16 protein-coding genes are annotated in these 19,153 nt (G+C 48.1%); 15 read left to right on the top strand and 1 reads right to left on the bottom strand.

The window, feature by feature from the left end:
* Position 1 precedes the first annotated feature (1 nt).
* From gpmI to LKE33_09505, 14 genes are all read left to right on the top strand, one after another.
* On the top strand, positions 2-1,531 hold the full coding sequence (gpmI, locus tag LKE33_09570) for a 2,3-bisphosphoglycerate-independent phosphoglycerate mutase (GenBank protein MCH3951164.1): 1,530 nt from the start codon (positions 2-4) through the stop codon (positions 1,529-1,531).
* Positions 1,532-1,544: 13 nt separating this feature from the next.
* The gene (gene eno, locus LKE33_09565; protein ID MCH3951163.1) at positions 1,545-2,828 is read left to right on the top strand and encodes a phosphopyruvate hydratase; all 1,284 of its coding nucleotides are present in this window, start codon (positions 1,545-1,547) and stop codon (positions 2,826-2,828) included.
* A gap of 1,181 nt (positions 2,829-4,009) precedes the next feature.
* Positions 4,010-4,651 carry a GTP pyrophosphokinase family protein gene (locus LKE33_09560; protein ID MCH3951162.1) on the top strand — a complete coding sequence of 214 codons (642 nt, stop codon included), beginning with the start codon at positions 4,010-4,012 and terminating at the stop codon, positions 4,649-4,651.
* A gap of 3 nt (positions 4,652-4,654) precedes the next feature.
* Positions 4,655-5,326, top strand: a complete 672-nt coding sequence (locus LKE33_09555) for a response regulator transcription factor (GenBank protein MCH3951161.1) — start codon at positions 4,655-4,657, stop codon at positions 5,324-5,326.
* A gap of 17 nt (positions 5,327-5,343) precedes the next feature.
* The gene (locus tag LKE33_09550) at positions 5,344-6,612 is read left to right on the top strand and encodes a HAMP domain-containing histidine kinase (GenBank protein MCH3951160.1); all 1,269 of its coding nucleotides are present in this window, start codon (positions 5,344-5,346) and stop codon (positions 6,610-6,612) included.
* A gap of 66 nt (positions 6,613-6,678) precedes the next feature.
* Positions 6,679-7,731, top strand: coding sequence for a class II aldolase/adducin family protein (locus LKE33_09545; GenBank protein ID MCH3951159.1), 1,053 nt, complete (start codon positions 6,679-6,681; stop codon positions 7,729-7,731).
* 640 nt (positions 7,732-8,371) lie between these two features.
* Positions 8,372-9,334 carry an alpha/beta hydrolase gene (locus LKE33_09540; GenBank protein MCH3951158.1) on the top strand — a complete coding sequence of 321 codons (963 nt, stop codon included), beginning with the start codon at positions 8,372-8,374 and terminating at the stop codon, positions 9,332-9,334.
* A 102-nt stretch (positions 9,335-9,436) separates the two neighbouring features.
* A complete protein-coding gene (secG, locus tag LKE33_09535) occupies positions 9,437-9,661 on the top strand; it encodes a preprotein translocase subunit SecG (protein MCH3951157.1) in 225 nt (74 codons plus the stop codon).
* 89 nt (positions 9,662-9,750) lie between these two features.
* On the top strand, positions 9,751-10,488 hold the full coding sequence (locus tag LKE33_09530) for an alpha/beta fold hydrolase (protein MCH3951156.1): 738 nt from the start codon (positions 9,751-9,753) through the stop codon (positions 10,486-10,488).
* On the top strand, positions 10,485-10,904 hold the full coding sequence (locus LKE33_09525) for a hotdog fold thioesterase (protein MCH3951155.1): 420 nt from the start codon (positions 10,485-10,487) through the stop codon (positions 10,902-10,904). The genes LKE33_09530 and LKE33_09525 overlap by 4 nt, the downstream gene beginning before the upstream one ends.
* The gene (gene rnr, locus LKE33_09520) at positions 10,885-13,215 is read left to right on the top strand and encodes a ribonuclease R (GenBank protein ID MCH3951154.1); all 2,331 of its coding nucleotides are present in this window, start codon (positions 10,885-10,887) and stop codon (positions 13,213-13,215) included. Before LKE33_09525 ends, rnr begins: the two co-directional genes overlap by 20 nt.
* On the top strand, positions 13,178-13,645 hold the full coding sequence (gene smpB / locus LKE33_09515) for an SsrA-binding protein SmpB (protein ID MCH3951153.1): 468 nt from the start codon (positions 13,178-13,180) through the stop codon (positions 13,643-13,645). The genes rnr and smpB overlap by 38 nt, the downstream gene beginning before the upstream one ends.
* Before the next feature lie 1,008 nt (positions 13,646-14,653).
* Positions 14,654-15,028: a desulfoferrodoxin gene (locus LKE33_09510; GenBank protein ID MCH3951152.1), complete on the top strand. Its 375-nt coding sequence runs from the start codon at positions 14,654-14,656 to the stop codon at positions 15,026-15,028.
* Between the two features lie 228 nt (positions 15,029-15,256).
* Entirely contained in the window at positions 15,257-16,249 is a 993-nt protein-coding gene (locus tag LKE33_09505) for a 2-hydroxyacid dehydrogenase (protein MCH3951151.1), read from the top strand.
* A gap of 515 nt (positions 16,250-16,764) precedes the next feature.
* Here the strand turns inward: LKE33_09505 and LKE33_09500 are convergent.
* The gene (locus LKE33_09500) at positions 16,765-17,673 is read right to left on the bottom strand and encodes a LysR family transcriptional regulator (protein MCH3951150.1); all 909 of its coding nucleotides are present in this window, start codon (positions 17,671-17,673) and stop codon (positions 16,765-16,767) included.
* 310 nt (positions 17,674-17,983) lie between these two features.
* On the opposite strand from LKE33_09500, the gene LKE33_09495 reads away from it, so the two are divergent.
* Positions 17,984-19,150 (top strand): 3-methylitaconate isomerase, encoded by a 1,167-nt coding sequence (locus LKE33_09495; protein ID MCH3951149.1) that lies wholly within the window; start codon positions 17,984-17,986, stop codon positions 19,148-19,150.
* Positions 19,151-19,153: the final 3 nt, after the last annotated feature.

Raw genomic sequence — 19,153 nt, 5'->3', positions numbered from 1 at the left:
GATGTCTAAAAAACCTGTAATGTTGATGATCCTCGACGGGTGGGGCATTGCCCCTCCCGGTCCGGGGAATGCGGCAGTCCTTGCCAAGACGCCCCATCTGGACAGCTACTTTGCCAAATTCCCGCACAATGAGCTGCGGGCAAGCGGTGAAGCCGTTGGTCTTCCGGACGGGCAGATGGGCAACTCCGAAGTTGGTCATATGACGATTGGCTCCGGCCGCATTATTTACCAAAGTCTGACTCGTATTTCCCGGGCTATCAAAGACGGTTCCCTTTTTGAGAATCCTGTGCTCAAGGAAGCGATGCAGCTGGCCTGCCAAGAGGGTCATGCCCTGCATTTCATGGGACTATTGAGTGACGGCGGCGTGCACAGCCACATCGATCACCTGATTGGCCTTCTGGAAATGGCGAAAAAGGAAGGCGTCAAGAACGTCTATCTGCATATGTTCCTTGACGGCCGTGATACGCCTCCGAAGAGTGCCGGTCCGTACATTGAGCAGATTGAAAAAGAATGCCGCCGTATCGGCGTCGGAAAGATTGCCGATGTGTCCGGCCGCTATTATGCGATGGACCGCGATAAGCGCTGGGACCGCATCAAGAAGGCCTATGATACGATGACGGGCCATGGCAGTGTGACCGCGCCTTCTGCTTTGGAAGGCCTGGAGAATGCCTATAAGTCGGGACAAACCGATGAGTTTGTGGTGCCTTTTGCCGTAGACGGTGTCCCTGGTGCCGTAAAGGCCGGGGATAGTTTGATCTGCTTCAACTTCCGTCCAGACCGGGCTCGTGAAATTACGTCGGCCTTTGCCGATCCTAAGTTTGCGAACTTTGAACGGTATGCGGAAGCTCAGCCCGTACATGTGGTCTGCATGACCCAGTATGAAGCCACGCTTCCGGCTCCGGTTGCCTTTGGTCCGGAAGATGTGAAGGATACGCTGGCAGAAGTCGTTTCCCGTAAAGGTCTCCATCAGCTCCATATTGCGGAAACCGAAAAATATGCACATGTGACGTTCTTCTTTAACGGCGGCCGGGAACAGCCCCATGAAGGCGAAGACCGGATTCTGGTACCGTCTCCGAAGGTGGCGACGTATGACCTGCAGCCCGAGATGAGCGCGTACATCGTGACGGAAAAGCTTCAGGAAGCACTGAGTAAAGGTATTTATGACCTGGTCATCCTGAACTTTGCAAACCCGGATATGGTAGGCCATACGGGTGTCCTCGAGGCAGCTATCAAAGCGATGGAGGCTGTCGATACCTGTGCCGGTAAGATTGTCGACCAGGTACTCGCCATGGGCGGCGCGGTCTGCATTACGGCAGATCACGGCAACCTGGAGGAAATGATTGACGTTAAAACGGGCGAACCTATGACGGCGCATACGACGAATCCGGTACCGTTCCTGGTGGCCGGTGCCGAAGAAGGCGCTACGGTCCGCAGCGGCGGTTTGTCCGATATTGCTCCGACCCTGCTTGATTTGATGGGTCTTCCCAAACCTGAAGCCATGACTGGCAGCAGTCTGATTAATAGAAAGTGAGAGGTGACTCGACATGTCATTGATTGATGAAGTCTATGCAAGAGAGATTCTGGATTCCCGCGGCAATCCTACCGTGGAAGTGGAAGTTGTGCTGGATAACGGTATTATCGGCCGTGCAGCTGTTCCTTCCGGTGCTTCCACCGGTGTCCATGAAGCCGTTGAATTAAGAGACGGTGACAAGAGCCGCTACAACGGCAAAGGCGTACAGAAGGCTGTTGACAATGTCAATGATGTCATTGCCGACGCTCTCATTGGCCTTGACCCGACCCGCCAGGTAGAAATCGATAAGGAACTGATCCGTCTCGATGGTACGGAAAACAAGGGTAAACTGGGTGCTAACGCTATCCTGGGTGTTTCCCTTGCTGTAGCAAAAGCAGCTGCTCAAGACTGCGGTCTGCCCCTGTATCAATATCTGGGCGGCACCAATGCCAAGGAACTGCCGGTACCGATGATGAACATCCTGAACGGCGGTGCTCACGCAGATAACAACGTGGACATCCAGGAATTCATGGTTATGCCGGTTGGCGCTGACAGCTTTGCTGAAGCACTGCGCATGAACGCTGAAATTTATCATGCTCTGAAGAACGTACTGAAGGGCAAAGGCCTTGCTACGGCTGTAGGCGATGAAGGCGGTTTCGCACCGAACCTTGAATCCAACGAAGAAGCCCTGCAGGTCATTGTAGAAGCTATTGAAAAAGCCGGCTACAAACCGGGCAATCAAGTGAGACTGGCTATCGATACGGCTGCCAGCGGCCTGTATGAAGACGGTAAGTATGTCCTCAAAGGCGAAGGCGTATCCAAGACAGCTGCTGAAATGGTTGACTGGTATGCTTCTCTCTGCGAAAAGTATCCTATCATTTCCATTGAAGATGGTCTGGCAGAAGACGACTGGGATGGCTGGAAGCTGCTCACCGAAAAACTCGGCAAGAAGATCCAGATCGTCGGCGATGACCTGTTCGTAACGAACGTACAGCGTCTGGCCAAGGGTATTTCCCTCGGTGTTGCCAATGCTATTCTGATTAAACTGAATCAAATCGGTACGCTGACTGAAACTCTGTCCGCTATCGAAATGGCTAAACGTGCCGGCTATACCGCTATTGTTTCTCACAGAAGCGGCGAAACCGAAGACACGACCATTGCTGACGTCGTTGTCGGAACGAACGCCGGTCAAATCAAATCCGGTGCTCCGTGCCGTACGGACCGCGTGGCTAAGTATAACCAGCTCCTCCGCATTGAAGAAGACCTGGGCAACGCCAGCGAATACAACGGCATGAAAGTGTTCTATAACATTAAATAAAGCACGTGAAAAGAGCTGTGGAGAAATTCTTCACAGCTCTTTTTTTGTAGATCGCTGGTCACACTGTAGGTGGCAAAATGTAAACGGTTTGCAAAATGAAAATTAAAAAATCGCTGCGGTACATTCTTTAGGGACCCTCTTATTATTTTTTACTATATTTTAGTCTTTCTCTAGTTATTAAAAGCACTAATAGAAATTTCAGCAGCTCTTTCGCCCTCTTGTTTTTTGATAAAAAAATAAGAGGGAGGGACCACAGGAATGCGACGCAGTCGCTTTCCGTCCGTGGTGGGTATTCATTCTGAACGCAGGAATGGGTACGATTAAGCTACGAACTAATTCAATTGAGCCAAATGGGACATTTGGTTACATCCAGGAGTGCTGCTGTTTTACCTCTCTCTTATTTACCCTTACTTGTTATCCAACTGAATATCCACCGCGGCCGTGTGCGCGATTGCCAAGTCAATCGACGCCCACTGCGGTTCCCCTTCTTCCTCGCTGACGCTCGAAGAAGGCACGGATATAGTCGCTAAAGCTCCGCTTTAGCAAAAAATAATAAAATAATAAAAGAAGCTATCCCTCCATCGCAATCGTCAGCCCTGGCTAGCGCCAGTGCTTCCTGCGATTCTCCTCCTTCCGAAGCCGCCACGAGTGGGGCGGCTTGGAAGAAGGTTCACCGTAGCCAAACCTCCTTACGTCGGTTTGCCAAAAAGAAAATTAAAAATCACTGCGGCATATTCTTTAGGGACCTTCCTCGACGTCGCTGCGCGACATTGAGGAAGGGGGACCGCTTGCGGTGGATGATGACCCTAATTTTTTTATTTTTTTTATTTTTCTAACGGTATCGCGATAACCAAAATTAAGCCCTTCTTTACTAAATATTTTTCCCTTTCTTAATATATTTTTCATATTTTTTGTATATCATACTAGCATACGAAAAGTAGATGTACGATAATCCCGGGCACCTTTGGTGCCCCACATGCAAAGCGTCCATGAAATGGCGCTTTGCTTCCCGGCCGACGCAGTCGGCCCGCAGCGAGTTGCCGAAGGCAACTCCATTCTGCCGCCTTTGGCGGCCATGTTACATCTTTGTTACAAATGTCTGAAAATATCCTCAAATTTCTGTCGTAAAATATGTTACAATAATAGCAGGGTAAGTCAATGATGCAAAAGTAGGTGAAGAGATGGAAACAGACAAAACTCATTATGAAGCATGGGTTCCAGTCCTGAAAAAAGTTCAGACCTATCTTATTGATCAGATTCAAGCCTATAACGAAAAGATGAAGTCGGAAACAGGTCATGGTGCGTACGAGCATTTGATTTACCGCATCAAGGCACCCGACAGCATGAATGAGAAGTGTACCCGCAAGGGTTATGAAGTGTCGGCCTATTCGGCGCTGAGGCATCTCTATGATGCCATCGGCCTCCGTGTGGTGTGCCGTTTTATCCACGATGTGTATGCCAATATTGAAGCAATTAGAAATATACCCGGCTGCCGTGTGGTGAAGGAAAAGGATTATATCAAAAATGTTAAACCAAATGGTTACCGGAGTTATCATATGATTATTGAACTGGAGGCTCCCTACGAGGATATCGACGGGAACAATCCGGGTCATTTTTATGCCGAAATTCAGCTGCGCACCATTGCCATGGATACATGGGCCAGCCTGGAACACGAAATGAAATACAAACACAACATCAAAAATCCTGAACTGATAGTAGCAGAATTAAAACGCTGCGCCGATGAACTGGCAGCGTGCGATTTATCCATGCAAACTATCCGTAACCTCATACAGGATAGCGAAGATGATGGAAAGGAGTCATGACGAATGGATATTTTGCTGGCAGAAGACGAAAAGGCGATGTCAATGGCTGTATCTGCTGTCCTGAATCATTCCGGATACCATGTGGATCCGGCTTATGATGGTCAGGAAGCTGTGGATAAGGCCCAGAGTCACCCTTACGACTGTATGATTTTCGATGTTATGATGCCGCGCAAGGACGGAATCACTGCCCTTCAGGAATTGAGGCAAAGCGGCAACACGACGCCGGTCATTCTGCTTACGGCGAAATCAGAAGTCGATGATAAAATCAACGGGCTCGATGCCGGGGCCGATGATTATTTGACGAAACCTTTTGCTATGGGAGAACTTCTGGCCCGCATCCGCTCTATGGTGCGTCGCAACCAGAAGGACTCGGAAGCCCTGCATCAGGGCTCTGTGACGCTGAAAGTCGGGGAAGGTGAGCTTTCCTGTAAGAGCGCCGTCCGGCTTTCCGCTAAGGAAACCCAGCTGATGAAGGTGCTCATGATGAATCCTGACAAGGAATGTTCGACAGAAATGCTTTTTGACCGCGTCTGGGATAAAGAGGAACAGTCGGACAGCGGTATCGTCTGGATCTATGTCTCTTATCTGCGGGAAAAACTGGCCGCCATCGGCGGTGATGTCCGCATTGACGGTAAACGCGGAGGAAACTTTAAACTTTGTACTCAGGGGGCCTGAGGGGAAGGACTTAATGGATGGATGAGATTCGCCGGCTGCGCCGGAAATTTATACTGACAGCCACGCTTGCAGTAGTCATTATTGTGACTGTGGCCCTGGGGCTGATTAATGCCATGGCCTACGTGCGAATGCAGGAAGAAGTCGACGACCATCTGACCATGATTTCAGAAAACGACGGGCACTTGCCCAACGTTCCCGCCCCGAAGAGAGATACCTTAATTGACGAACCGGACTGGTACAACGATTCTCCGGAATCGCACTACCAGATGCGGTATTTCAGCGTTCTAATGACACAGTCGGGTGAACTTGTCAGAGCGAACCTGAACAATATTGCATCCTTTGGCAAGCTGGACGTGCAGGAATGCATCAAGGAAGTGCTGGCAAGCAAAACGCCAAAGGGCACTTTTAAGAGAAACCGCGCTCACTACAGTTACCAGATTACAGAGCCGGACAGCACCCATTATTTGCTCGTCGTGCTCGATACGACTCGTGACTATGGGGCCGTAGAGCAGTTCATGAGGTACTCTTTCCGTTTCGGATTGATCTGTGTCGTGATTTACGCTCTGATTCTGATTGGTATATGTAACATCATTATCCGTCCGTTTATCAACAATATGCAGAACCAAAAACGGTTTATCACGAATGCCAGTCATGAACTGAAGACCCCGATTGCCATTATTTCGGCTAATGCGGAAGCGATGGAGCTGCTGCAGGGCAAGTCGGAATGGACGACCAACATCCTGACGCAGGTCAAGCGGCTGACTCACCTGATCAATGACCTTATTACGCTGGCTAAGATGGGCGAACGGACGAGAAAAGATTTGAAACTGACGGAAGTCAATGTATCCGGTCTGCTTGACAATTCTGTAGAATCGTTCCGTCCGCTGGTACTGGATGACAACGGAAAGAAAATTGAAGCGCAGATTGAACCGAATGTCGTGGCCAAAACTGAGGAGAAATCGCTTTACGAGATTTTTAACATCCTCATGGACAATGCCGTCAAGTACTGCGATCCCAATGGAACGATTACGGCAGCCCTTTCAAAGAGCGGCAGACATGGTTTCAAGGTATCTGTATCAAACAGCTATGCGGCAGGAGCGAACAAAGACTACACGCACTTCTTTGAACGCTTTTACCGTGGGGATACTTCCCATTCGACAGGCACAGGAAAAGTAGCCGGTTACGGCATCGGACTTTCCATGGCAAGGGATTTGACGGAGCTGTTGAAGGGCAGCATCAAAGTTTCATTTAAAGACGGGATTATTACCTATACTGTACAATTTTAAATGGTTGCACCGGCTGCTTCCGGAGTTTTTCCGTGAGGCAGCCGGTTTTTGGAAGGAAGGCAGAAGATGGATATCAATGATTTACTTGTGATTTCCCATTATGCAGGCATGCGGGAAGATCTGGCCCAGGCAGGCGGCGGAAATAGTTCCGTCAAAATCAATGATCATGAAATGCTTATCAAGGCGTCGGGCTGCCAGATGGGTGAGATGCGGGCAGACTACGGCTGGTCCAGCGTGGATTATGCGATGCTGGCATACTTTATGAAAGGTCATGTAGGCCAGGCAGTGCCGGCTGAAGAGGCCTCTAAAATTATCGCTAAGGCTCTTATTGAGGGTAAGCGCCCTTCCATAGAAACGTTTTTGCACGCCGTGACGGACGCGGTGACGCTCCATACGCATCCGACCTTTGTCAATGTGCTGCTCTCGCGTAAAGGCGGGATGGAAACTATGCAGGCACTATTTCCAGGAGCTGTCTTTGTTGGGTACGGGACGCCGGGGTATCCGCTGGCGGCGATGTTTTATGAAGTACTGAGAGATGCGGATGTGCAGGGGAAATTTCCACTTGTCTTTCTTAAAAATCACGGCCTTATTGTGAGCGGTAAAACTACGGATGAGGTCATTCGCAGGACGGAAGAAACAGAAAAGCGAGCGGCTGATTATCTCAAGGCGGATTACGTCCCCTATCAGAATGCTTCTGCTTTCTATAATGCTTTTCGTAAGTGGAACGACGGGCCAGTAGGTAAGCTCATCTCTGTCAGTACGGATGCCGTCATTTGTAAGGCAGCACGGCGTTTTGCTGATACAGGCTGGCCCGTTGCCATCAGCCCCGATGGGCTGACCTATTGCGGAAGGACGATTCTTGTGATGGGAGATACCCTTTCCAGGGATAAAATTACGGCTTTTGAGGCAAAGTATGGTACGCCGGCTGTGATTTTATATCAGGGCTGTGCCTATATTGTTGGAGAAACGATGCATAGGATTAAAGATATTGAAGCTAATCTCCGCCAGAGCGCGGAAATCGCCCTTTTGAGTGAAGAAGGAACGGTGGAAGCATTGACGAGGGAAGAGCAGGATGAAATATTGTACGGCAGTGCAGGGAAGTATAAGAACGGGAAATAGCCAGAAAAAATCAAAGGCGCTTTTGGCATTTGGCATATGGCATTTAGCTTTATTGACGAAAAAGTGGTTAGTGGCTAGTGTATAGTGGATAGTACTCTAATGCGGGTATTTTTTGCAGCGGATTTATATTGGGAGATAACGTAGCATAAAGAAAAGAATAAAAGAAGCTATCATCCACCGCACTCGTCAACGCTTCCTTACGTCAGCGCTGACTGCGATTCTCCTTCTTCCGAAGCCGCGAAGCGGCTTGAAAGAAGGTCCTTTAGAAGCAAACCTCCTCTCGTCAGTTTGCCAAAAATTAAATTAAAAAATCGCTGCGGTATATTCTTTAGGGACCTTCCTCGACGTCGCTTTGCGACATTGAGGAAGGGGGACCGCTTGCGGTGGATGATGACCTTTTCTGCCGAAGGCTAATTTCTTAATGCCCTCTGCACCCTTTCTCAAGAATCCGCCAAGAAAAATACCCGCACGGGTGTACTATCCACTAGCCACTACCCACTATCCTTTTCAATACGGCCGAAGGCCGCGGAACTGCTTGCTGACGGCGATTCCTACCATTTGTGAATTTTTAAGGAATTTCTCTCTGATCCTCCCTTTTTGTTGTACAATAAAGTCCTATTCTCACAAGGAGTGGACGTATATGAAAAAGTTTTTTGCCTTTTTGCTGGTTCTGGCACTTCTCCTTGGAGCCGGGGCTGCAGGGGCAATTTATTATTTTGGCTCCCCTTACGTGGATTACGCTTTGAAGCGGGGGAACAGCGAAGATCCGATGGCGCCGCCTGCCGCGTTTGAAGATGTATATCAGTATGCCAATAAGTATCCTTATGCCCAACCTGATCCGCCGGACGTGGAACGGGCGGAATGGACGATGACTTCTTTTGACGGGCTGAAACTTTCGGCGACACACTTTGTTCCGGAGAATGCCGGGAGTCACCGCTGGGCTATCCTGGTTCATGGTTACGGCTGTAACCAGCGTTTTATGTGGTCCATGGCCCGTCGTTACCTGCAGCGCGGTTATCACGTACTGACTCCTGACATGAGGGCCTCGGGACGCAGCGAAGGTCAGTATCTGACGATGGGTGCGCTTGAAGGCAAGGATGTGGCTCGCTGGGCCAGAGCTATCGCAGAGGAAGATCCTTCGGCCAAAATTGTTCTTTACGGCGTCTCCATGGGCGGTGCCGATGTGATGATGGCTCTCGGTGAAGGACTTCCAAAACAGGTTAAAGCAGTGGTGGAAGACAGCGGTTACAGCGACCTTAAAGAGCTGCTTACATATCGCATGGATGATCTTCACGTACCATATCGAGATTTTATTCTTCTGGCGGCCAATCTCCTGATGAAGGTGCGTACCGGTGTCTTTTTAAGCGACGTGAGTCCTATCCGCGCCGTGGCTCAATCTTCGGTGCCCGTTCTTTTTATTCATGGAACCAATGACGGGCTCATTCCTGTCACGATGATGCAGGAACTCGGTGCATCGAGTGCCGCGGAGCGCAAGGAAGTTGTTCCGGTACGCGGTATGGGCCATGCCGAAAGTGTATCTCTTGGGCAGCAATATTATGCTGTTATCTTTGATTTTGTGGAGAGACAATTCAGCGAAAGCTGACAATCTTTGCGGCCTGAGAGAATGAATCTGCGGTGCTGCCTTCTTGATTCTCCAATCCTTTTATGTTATGATTATTAAATCTAAAGTGTGGAGGGAATTACAGTGTTATTGACTGTGTTAATGGTTGTTGACGTAATTATCAGTGTCATTTTGATTGCGTCCGTACTTTTACAATCTGGCAAGAGCTCCGGTTTTGCCGGACTGGGCGGTGGCGAATCCCTGTTTTCCGGGAAACCAACCGATATGGATGAAGCGTTGTCTCGTATTACTGTTGTGTTTGGCCTGATTTTCGCAGTGCTGAACGTCGTCATTGCACGGCTCCAATAATATGAGTACAGGCTTGAATAGAGGAAAAGAAGCGGCATTGCCTTATTGCAGGTAATGCCCTTTTTGTATATCTGAGGGGAGGATGGATTATGCTGACAGGAGCGGAACCTTATCATTTCTCCGGAACAAACGGGGAAGGCGTACTTCTGATTCATGGTTTCACCGGTTCCCCTTCAGAGCTTCGCGAATTGGGAGAGCGGCTGCATAAAAAGGGATATACCGTAGAAGGCATTCTGCTCAAGGGACATGGCACGGCTCCGGAGGACCTGGAACACGTGAAGGCCGAAGACTGGCTCAATCAGGTTCGGGAAGCTGTTGCTTTACTCAAAAAAACATGTGAAAAAGTCACCGTCATCGGTCTTTCCATGGGAGGCCTTCTGGCAATTTACGCCGGTGCTTTCTGCTCCGTCGATCGTCTGATTCTGATTTCCACACCTATTTATCTCTACGATTGGCGCATCCATTTTCTCTGGATGGCAATGCCCGTCACGGATGCGCTTCCGAAGCGGAGAAGGCATATTGATGCACCGCAGAAATATGATGTGGCGTACCGCTGCATGCCGCTTAAGGCCGTTGATCAGTTGAGGCGAATTCTTAAAGCTGTGCGGTTACACTGGCTTTCCAGAATTTCGGCACCGACGCTGATTATCCAGTCGTACACGGATCATACGGTACGCCCTGAAAGTGCGGCGTATCTGCAGGACCATATTGGTTCTCCTGTCTGCCAGCTGGTATATCTGCAGGAAGGAAAACATGTATTGACATTATATAAAGAAAGATTTACCGTCTACCGCCTGGTAGATGAGTTTTTGGAGGAAACACAATGAGTCGTTCTAATCGTGATGCCTTGTGCTTTGGCTGCGGAAAAGACAATCCCATCGGCCTGCACATGCATTTTAAAGTGGATGCCAATGGCTGCTATTCCAAGTTTATCCCTCAGGCGGTTCATCAAAGTTATGATGGCCGGATGCACGGGGGACTTATTTCTACGTTATTTGATGAAACGATGGGGAATTATCCCTATATGTATGAAAAAAAGGTCGCTTACACGGCCCGGTTGGAAGTACGTTTTCGCGCGCCTGTCGTCATCGGCCAGGAGCTGTCCATCATTACAAAAGTAAAGCGCCGCAAAGGTCAGATGCTTGAAATGACGGGACAGATTATCCGTCCGGATGGTACGGTGGCTGCGGAAGCAGATGCCAGGATGATGTATGAGGAGGATCATGACAAATCAAGAAATTAGTGAGAAAATCATGGAGTATGTCCGTTCCCACTGTCAGGGGCCGGTAGATGCGGAGACGCTGATTTCTGAATTGGGCGTTAAAAACAGGGATATTAAGGGGTTCTGGTCCGCTCTCGAAGCGCTTGAGAATTCGGGTGCCCTTATCCGTACACGCTATCAGAAATACGGAATTCCGGAAGCCATGGGGCTCATTACGGGAAGAATGCAGGTTACGACCAAGGGATTCGGCTTTGTCGTACCCCTTGAGAAAAGCACAGAACGTGAGGATTTGTTTATTCCTTCTTCAGCACTTCTGGGAGCCATGCAGGATGATACGGTCATTGCCCGCGTTTCCGGAAAGAATGAACGCGGTCAGGAGGAAGGCCGGGTCATCCGTATTATCAAACGCGCTCACGAATCTCTTGTAGGAACGTTTGTCGTATCTGGCGATTTTGCCTTCGTGGAGCCGGATAACAAGCGAATTCACCAGGACATCTATGTACGCCGCCGAGATTTTAATCACGCTGAAAATAACCAAAAGGTCGTTGTCAAGATAACTTCCTGGCCGGATGAGTATCATCATGCCGAAGGAAAGATTACCGAGGTATTAGGGAATCCCGGCGACGTCGGTCTTGAAATAGTTTCCATTATCAAAGATAATGACCTGCCTCTTGATTTCCCGCCGGAAGTTCAGAAGGCTGCCGAAGAGGTACCCCAGAAAATCAAGGCGAAGGAACTTGCCGGCCGCAAAGACCGCCGCGACTGGTCTATTATTACAATCGATGGTGTCGATTCCAAAGACCTGGATGACGCAGTTTATGCCGAAAAGCAGGGCGAGAACTATTTCCTGGGCGTCTATATTGCTGATGTCAGCTACTATGTTCACCCTTATAGCGTGATTGACCGGGAAGCGTATGCCCGCGGTACGAGTGTCTATCTTGTGGACCGTGTGCTGCCTATGCTGCCTTTTACCTTATCCAACGGCATCTGCAGCCTGAACGAAGGAGAAGACCGCCTCGCTATGTCCTGCGAAATGCTGATCAGCAGCAAGACCGGCAAGGTGCTTTCGTATGAGATTGCACCGGCCGTGATTCGTTCGGCGCACCGGATGAATTATCCTGACGTTCGGAAAATCATCGAAGATAGTGACAAAGAGCTGTGTCAGAAGTACAGCGATATCGTACCCATGCTGCATACGATGGCCGATCTTTGCCGCGTCCTCAAAAAGAAGCGGATTCGCCGCGGTTCCATTGATTTTGAGATTCCGGAAGTTAAAGTCATTCTGGACGAACAAAATAAACCCATTGATATTCAGCTGCGGGAACGCAGCATTGCCGAAATGCTGATTGAGGAATTCATGCTGGCGGCGAATGAAACCGTGGCCGAGCATATGAGCAAGAGGCATTTTCCCTTTGTTTATCGTGTCCATGATGTGCCTGACAGCGACCGGATTACGGAGCTGGCTCATCTCATGGCCAATTTTGGCGTGATACTGAAAGTCGGCGATAAAGTTCAATCGAAGGATCTGCAGGCCGCCCTCAATAAATTTAAGGGCAGACCGGAAGAAAGCATGATTTCGACCCTGACCCTTCGCAGCATGAAGCAGGCCGTTTATCAGACGGAAAATATCGGGCACTTTGGTTTGGCGGCGAAGGATTATACTCACTTTACTTCACCTATCCGCCGTTATCCCGATCTGATGGTGCACCGTCTTTTGAAACTCGAAGCTTCTCATAAGAAAATGTCAGGCGAAGAGGCGAAGAACCTTGATGCCAAGTTATCTCTTGCAGCTTCTCATGCGTCGAATCGTGAACGCGCCGCCATTGAAGTGGAACGGCAGACAACGGATCTTAAGATGGCCGAATACATGACGCAGTTTGTCGGACAGGAATTTGAAGGGACAATTTCCGGCGTGACCGGTTTCGGGCTTTTTGTACAACTGCAGAACGGGGTAGAGGGACTGGTACATATTTCCAGTCTCAATGACGATTATTACCGTTACGATGAAACAGAATTTGCCATTGTCGGGCAGTACAGCGGGAAGCGGTACCGTCTGGGTGATCCGATGAAAATCGAGGTGATTCATGTCGATATTGCGGAACGAAAGATTGACTTTGCTCCCGCCGGATTCAGCAAAACAATGGAAGACCAGATAGCGCGTCAGCTGCAGTCGGGAACCAGCGGCAGGCACGGCGGTTCCGGGAAAAAGAAAAATTCCAAGAAGAAACGTCGCCAGAAAGAAGAAAAACGCGGCTCTGATAGAAATAAATCGAGCAAAAGGAGTCTAAGCAAAAATGGAAAAAAACGCGGTGAAGGTCGTCGCAGAAAATAGAAAAGCGCGTCATGACTATAATATCCACGAGACATATGAAACCGGTATCGTCCTGACAGGGACGGAAGTCAAGTCCCTGCGTGCCGGTAAGGCAAATCTCAAGGATGCCTATGCAGCCGTGACGAAGTCGGGAGAAGTTTATCTCTATAACTGTCACATCAGCGAATATACGCATGGCAATATTTTTAACCATGAGCCGCGGCGGGACCGCAAGCTGCTGATGCATAAGAAAGAAATTCAGAAGCTCATTGGCAAGACGAAGGAAAAAGGCTTCACCCTGGTGCCGCTGCAGCTTTATTTCTCGCACGGACTTGTGAAGTGCAAACTTGCCCTGGCAACCGGTAAAAAACTCTACGATAAGAGACGTGATATGGCGGAGAGGTCGGCTAAGAGAGAGATTGATAGGGCTATGAAGGATAGAAACCGGTAAGTTTAAAGGCACCTGGCCAAATAGAGTCCTCGACTTGTTTCGGACGTCTATTTGGCCAGAGTTTTATTTAGGGAAACTTTTTCCGTCCGGCGCAGAAATATGGTCGCATCTACTGTGTCAAGCGGGCTTAGGAACCACTCGATATACTATTTTTGTATTATCTCGGGTTCCTAAGCCCGCTTTCCTTGTATCTGCACCCATCTTCTGTGCCGTCCATAAAAAGAAAATGTAAAAAGAGGTGTGAGACAGGGCGATGGTGGGGGAAAGAAAGACAGAACTAATCCTTTTACCCCCTCATTAGCAGCACCAGGCTTTTCCCGTAGCCAAACCTCCTGACGTCGGTTTGCCAAAGAAAATATAAAAATCGCAGCGGTTTATTCTTTAGGGACCTTCCTCGACGTCGCTACGCGACATTGAGGAAGGGGGACCGCCTGCGGTGGATGATGACCCTTATTATTTTTTTATTTTTTTACTAAATTTTTGCTTTTCTCTTGTTATAAAAGCACTAATGGAAATTTCAGCAGCTCTTTCGCCCTCTTGTTTTTTGATAAAAAAATAAGAGGGAGGGACCACAGGAATGCGACGTAGTCGCTTTCCGTCCGTGGTGGGTATTCAGTGAGAACGCAGGAATGGGTACGATTAAGGGGGTGTCCTAATTCAATTGGGCCAAATCTTTGATTTGGCTACATTCAGGAGTGCTGCTGTTTTTACTCTCTTCTTATTACCCTTACTTGTTATCTGACTGAATATCCACCGCAGACGTGTTCGCGATTGCATTAGCAATCGACGCCCACTGCGGTTCTCCTTCTTCCTCTCTAACGATCAAAGAAGGCTGGGAACGGTCGCTGAGTTTTAAGATGGATAATAACTCTCAATATGTATATTTTTTGTAAATAATTCTTTATTAAGTAGCCAGAATCTATTTCCTCATGTTATACTGACACCGTAGGGTTTATTCCTACCGACAATCCACCAACATATTTTAGTTTCCAGAAGGAGGAAAGTAAGATGGCTCCAAAGTTCTACAAATGTGCTCACTGTGGTAAAATTATTGCCGTTGTGAAAGAAACAGGCGTTCCCGTAATGTGCTGCGGCCAGAAGATGGAAGAAATTGTTCCGAATACCGTAGATGCTGCCAAAGAAAAGCATGTACCGGTATATGAAGTGAAAGACAATATCATTTCCGTGACCGTGGGTTCTACTGAACATCCGATGCTGCCGGAGCATTATATTGAATGGATCTCTCTGGAAACGAAGCAGGGCATGCAGCGCAAGGTGCTGAAGCCGGGTGAAGTTCCGAAGACTTCTTTTGCAATCGTCCCCGGAGATGAAGTGGTTGCCGTTTATGCTTACTGCAACCTTCATGGGCTGTGGAAAGCCTGACACAATTGAATTAGGTGAAGTATGGGAAACCGGCCAGAGCAGTTAAAAAACTTGTAAGTTCTGACCGGTTTTCCTGGCTTTTGTCCTTAATTGATTGTGTCCGCTTAAAAAAGTGTATACAAAATACAGAATATTATGGATTAATTTAAAAATCGTGATAAAATGAGAAGAGCGATTGAAGAACCGCAATCGTAAAAGAAGCGAACATCATTCTAGGAGGTTATTGACATGAAGGTTTTGTGTTACGGTGTTAGAGACGTAGAGCTGCCGATTTTTGAAAGCTGCAACAAGAAGTACGGGTATGAAATCAAATGCGTACCTGATTATCTGAACACGGATGAAACGGCTAACCTGGCTAAAGGTTTTGAAGCTGTTATTCTCCGCGGCAACTGCTTTGCCAATAAGAAAAACCTCGATATCTATAAGAAACTGGGCGTAAAATATATTATGACCAGAACTGCCGGCTATGAACATATCGATCTGCCTTATGCTCATGAACTGGGCTTCAAGTGCGCATATGTTCCTGGTTATTCCCCGAACGCTATTGCTGAACTGGCTGTAACTCATGCTATGATGCTGCTGAGACACCTTGCATATGCTACTTCTCGTTCTGGCAAGAAGAACTTCAAGATCGACAGCTTCGAATTCTCCAAGGAAATTCGCAACTGCACCGTCGGCTGCATCGGCCTGGGCCGTATCGGCCGCGTGGCTGCTTCCCTGTATCATGGCCTGGGCGCTCATGTTATCGGCTATGATATGTTCCAGATCAAGGGTATTGATGATTATTGCACTCAGGTTCCTCTGGAAGAACTTATTCCTCAGTGCGATATCGTTTCCATCCATGCTCGTTACAACACCGGCGATCCTGCTATCGTCAATAAAGAATTTATCTCCAAGATGAAAGACGGCGCTATCCTCGTTAACGCTGCTCGTGGTCAGCTTGTTGATACGGAAGCTGTCATCGAAGGTATTGAAAGCGGCAAGCTGAATGGCTTCGGCGTTGATACCCTGGTTGATGAAGCTGATATCTTCGGTAAAGACTTCGGCGATAAGGAAATCCCGAACCCGACCCTGGCTAAACTGCAGTCCCTCTATCCGAAAGTCCTGATCACTCCGCATCTGGGCTCCTACACGGATGAAGCTGCTCGCGAAATGGTTGATATCTCCTATCAGAACCTGAAAGACTTCATCGAAACCGGCGATTGCAAGAACAAGATCTAATGTCATTAAAAAATCCCTGCTGCGAAAGCGGCAGGGATTTTTTTGTTTATTTCATAGCTTAATTTTTTTTATTGATTAATTCAGGCAATGCGAAGCATTGGCTACGGAGAACCTTGTATTACGCCGCTCTAATTAAGCCAAACCGTAAGGTTTGGAATTCCTCTGCCACCTCCGTCCGTAGGAAGGAAGGACCACGAAGTGGGGGAGGAAAGTAAGTTTAGGAGAATCGCTTGCGATGGAGGGATAGAATGTTTTATCTCACACCAAAAGGAGCTGTAAAGATACAACCATCTTTTCAGCTCCTTTTTAAATTATATTTACCTCTTTTATTGTCGCCGAAGGCGAACACAGCTTTATAGCGCGAAGCGCCAAATCTTCCTACCTCATAGCCTTCCAGTCGGCCGATGTAATCGGCCGAAGCCTCACCGCCGGGCACCGCAGGTGCCCAAAGCCGCGAAGCGTCCATGACGCTTCGCAAAGCCTGTTGCCGAAGGCAACACAAGCCTCACTTCCATTCACGTAAACTCCTTTACAATCTTAATATATTCCTGCGCATGGAAGGGTAAATAACAATTCCTTCGATACGTTGCTACAAAGTCCACGGTTGTCTTGGGAGATCCAACTGAAAACAGGGCAAGGCGTTCCCTGTGCGGAATGTACTTTAAGTGCGTCTCTGTAATAAAGGTAAATCCATAATCTTCTGCAGCAAGTTCTGCTTCCGCCTGAATATTTGTCGTTTCCAAAATTACATGAGGTTCCAGGTGCAGGTTATGAAAGATGCGGTCGACAATGAGTCGGGTATGCTGGGTTCTGTTTTGCAGGATAAATCCCTGATCTTTTAAAAGCCTGAGATCCATATGCGGATACTTGCATCCTGCACGTTTCTTCCCAAAGCGCACGAAACTATTTTTGGCACTCATCACGAGAACCACTTCTTCATGGCTGATGACATTATAGCTGAGGGCAGGATTATCTTCTACAAAGTTAAAGAAAGCAAGGTCGATATCCCCATCTATGACCATTTGCGTAAGCTTTTCGGAATTAGCTTCACAGAGGTCAATCCGTACATTGGGATAGCGGTCATGGAAGACCGGCAGTGTCCTGGGCAGCATATAGGTGCCACGCATGGCAGGAAAACCAATTTTGAGGCAGCCCTCATTATTTTTGATGATATCGCTCATCTGATTGTCCAATTCTTTTTTCAGATTGAGGATTTCCCGCGCCTTCTTGATATATTGTTCTCCCGCATAGGTGGGAATATACTTGTTGCCGAGTCGTCTGAAGAGGGGAGTGCCCAGCTGCTGCTCCAGGGATTTCAGAAATTTGGAAAGCGTGGGCTGACTGAGATACAGGGACTCAGCGGCACGCGTGATATTCTGTTCTCTCGCAATGGCAAGAATATAGGAGAGCTCACGAAAGTCCATAGTGTTCCTCCTTATTTATGACAATTCAAGGGTCCTTTAAGGGGCCCTTTTTATTATATCAGTAACTATGAAAAATCACCATGGTTTATATATAAAAAATGCATTGTAACTATGATAAATAAAAGAGTCATTTTTTATCATCTTTTTTCTAAAATGCTGATATCTTCTCATTATTTAAAATTAATAAATGAAAATGTCATGCAATAAAGGAATAAAAAATATGGGTAACATGAATTTCACCTATAACGAATTCGTTGGTATTATATTTTCAGAAAATAAAAATATTTCCTGCATATGAGGAGGCAGCATTATGGAAAATAAAATTCAGGTTCCGGTCACGATTATGAGAGGCGGTACGAGTAAAGGCGTCTATATTCTGAAGAAAGATTTGCCGGAAAATCCTTCTGAATGGGATGCCATTTTGCTGAGACTCATGGGAAGCCCCGACAAGAAGCAAATCGATGGTCTTGGCGGTGCCCAGTCCGTAACGAGCAAGGTTGCTATCATCAATAAATCCAATCGCCCTGACGCGGATGTGGATTATACCTTCGCTCAAGTTTCTGTAGATAAAGCTGTTGTGAGCTACGGAGGAAACTGCGGAAATATATCTTCCGGTGTCGGACCTTTTGCTATCGAAAAAGGCATTGTCCCGGCAACAGGTAATGAAACGCTGGTTCGCGTCTACAACACGAATACGAAAAAGCTCATCAATGAGACTGTAAAGACAAAAGACGGAGAAGTCGTTTACGATGGTGATTTCGAAATTGCCGGTGTACCCGGCACAGCCTCTCCTGTCAAGCTGAGTTTCGTTGATCCAAGCGGTACCCTCGGTAAGGGGCTGCTGCCAACGGGTCATGCTGCAGATATGTTGGATGTGCCAGGTGTCGGAAATGTCAGGGTCTCCATTGTGGATGCGGCGAATCCGCTCGTGTTTGTGAAGGCTGAAGACGTCAATATGAAAGGTACGGAAACACCGGATGAAATAAACGCCGATGCGGAACTGCTGAATCGTCTGGAACGGATCCGCGGTACGGCAGCCGTTAAATTGGGACTCACGGAATCTTGGGAAAAGGCAGCCTGGGAGACTCCGGGCATTCCTAAGATGACGATTGTAGCACCGCCTGCTTCTTACGTAACATCTTCGGGAAGTAACGTAGACGGTCATGACATAGATCTTTTGGGACGCATGATGAGCATGCAGAAGGCTCATCCCAGTTATGCCATGACGGGTGCCATGTGTACGGCAGCCGCCGCTGCAGTCCCCGGAAGCCTTGTTAACGAAGTGTTATCCCAAGAGGCCAAACTTCCTGAAGTCAGGATTGGTCATGGTTCCGGAATTCTTACTTGTGGTGTGATTGCAGACGAAAATGGCGATATCCCGACTATTAAAGAAACCTACGGATATCGTACGGCAAATCTTCTTATGGAAGGAATTGCCAGAGTTCATCTGTCGGGCAAAGCTGCTGTTATGAAATAAAAG

The organism is Acidaminococcus sp., assembly GCA_022482815.1.
In the GTDB taxonomy this organism is placed as follows: Bacteria; Bacillota; Negativicutes; order Acidaminococcales; family Acidaminococcaceae; genus Acidaminococcus.
This window is presented reverse-complemented; position numbering and strand designations above follow the sequence as displayed.